The sequence below is a fragment of the Streptomyces sp. NPDC059853 genome (assembly GCF_042731495.1).
Lineage (GTDB): Bacteria > Actinomycetota > Actinomycetes > Streptomycetales > Streptomycetaceae > Streptomyces.
In genome coordinates, this window is sequence record NZ_JBHWJL010000535.1 from 1 (window position 1) to 1,695 (window position 1,695).

General features: G+C 66.0%; 2 protein-coding genes. One reads left to right on the top strand and one right to left on the bottom strand.

Annotated elements, in window-relative coordinates; genetic code table 11:
* The first annotated feature begins 629 nt into the window (after positions 1–629).
* The gene (locus tag ACFV5N_RS27650) at positions 630–1,175 is read left to right on the top strand and encodes a hypothetical protein (RefSeq protein WP_385605229.1); all 546 of its coding nucleotides are present in this window, start codon (positions 630–632) and stop codon (positions 1,173–1,175) included.
* 338 nt (positions 1,176–1,513) lie between these two features.
* Here ACFV5N_RS27650 and ACFV5N_RS27655 read toward each other — a convergent pair.
* Positions 1,514–1,695: integrase core domain-containing protein (locus ACFV5N_RS27655; protein ID WP_385605232.1), on the bottom strand; the 182-nt coding region annotated here is incomplete at its 5' end.

Genomic DNA, 1,695 nt, shown 5'->3' on the forward strand with positions numbered 1-1,695 from the left:
GATCACGATCCATCAGGCGCGCCCGCAGGGCCAGCACACCACGCAGCGGCTGGGGCGCGCCCTTAGGCCCGCGCCCCCGCCCAGCGGACCAAATGGCTGGTGAGGACCAGCCCGTTCGTCCCGAGCACGGTGATGCGGACGACGGCGGGTGGGATCCTGAACGGGTGAACGAGATATCCGCTGCTCTTGCGGCTGTCCGGTGGCCGCTGACCGCGGTCGGGGAAACCGATTGACTGCGGGAGGTGGCGCCGGCGACGACGGGCTCACCGCCCCATTCTGACGGCTGATCCCCTCCCGGAGCGTGCGGCATCCTGGCCAGCCGACGGGTCTTGTGCACCTGACGGATCTGGCTACAGCAGACCCGGGAAGCGCTCTTCTGTGAACGACGAGGGCAAGCGCGTCAGCGTCCATCGCCCCGACCAGGACGGGCTGATCCTCGTCGTCACCCTTGGCCGCAAGCGGTCGGGCGCGGAGCCCTGACCGCAACGGGCCGAAGGGACGGTCTGGATCCCGGGCCACGTTCATCCGAGGGTGCACCGAGACCAACTATGCAGAGTAGGTTCTGGCCATGCATAGTTGATGGTAGCATCGGAGGTACTCGACATGAGGGGGATCTTGTGAAGGTGACCGTGTTCCAGTTCGAGGGAACCGCTGAGGAGCTTGACGCCTCGCAGGTACTGAAAGAGCTGGCAGACCAGCACTGCGGTCCCGTTTCGGTGGCCACCAATGACGGCCCGGACGGTGGGACGCTGCCGGCCCGGATTCCGGGGGTGGCCGACGAGGGGCAGGAAACGGTGCGTCAACTGCTGGTCCGCAGTCCGGCCCCCGGGCTGTTCGTCCGGTTCCTCAAGGAGGCGAGCCGGTGGGACAAGGTCGGTGTCTACGGAATCAAGCGCAAGAACGCACTGACCGACGCTCCGCTGGACTATAGCCGCTACCTGCGACTGCGCCGCCAGGGATCCCAGTTCGGCGGCTTCGCCTACGTGTACCCCGAGTACAGCACCATCAACCTCCGGCTCAACTACAGTCAGCGGCAGCTCGATGAGCTCGGCACCAAGTCCGCCCGAACCCTCACCACCGGGCACCGGGAGTACCGCGTCAGCGTCGACCTCACCGACGAGCCAAGCCTGGCCGACGCCCTTCAGCTCGCCGAGCTCGCCTACAACGCCACCTGAAAAGCAGACCGGTCATAACCCGAGACCCACAGGAACAGCCGGTCGGTCCTACAACCACCAGCGAAAGCCCTCGACGCCACCCTGTGGGCCCCTCGATCTGCTCACCCAAGCGTTCACGCCTAGCTGTATTGATCACGAGAGCAGGGAGTCGTTTGTCGATGAGCCCGGGAGGTATTCCGAAGGCCGCCAAGTCGATGTCACGAGTTTGGGAGGCACTCGCCGTTGCTCTCACGAGTACACGTGCCCGGACTCCGGGCGCCGAGCGTGGTGAACCGTGCTGCCGAGATCGTCACCCGTTGCCACCGGGCCGGCGACTGCGGCCGCAGGCAGGACTCTGCCTAGGTGTATTGACCCGCGGGGTTGTTGACGCGGGTGATGGGTGGTTGGCCTGCGAGTGCGGTGTGGCTGCGGTGGTGGTTGTAGGTGTGGAGGAATGCTGCCAGGGCCTGGGTGCGCTCGTTGTTGGAGGTGTAGGGCCGTTGGTAGGCCCATTCGTCGAGGAGGGTGCGGTTGAAGCGTT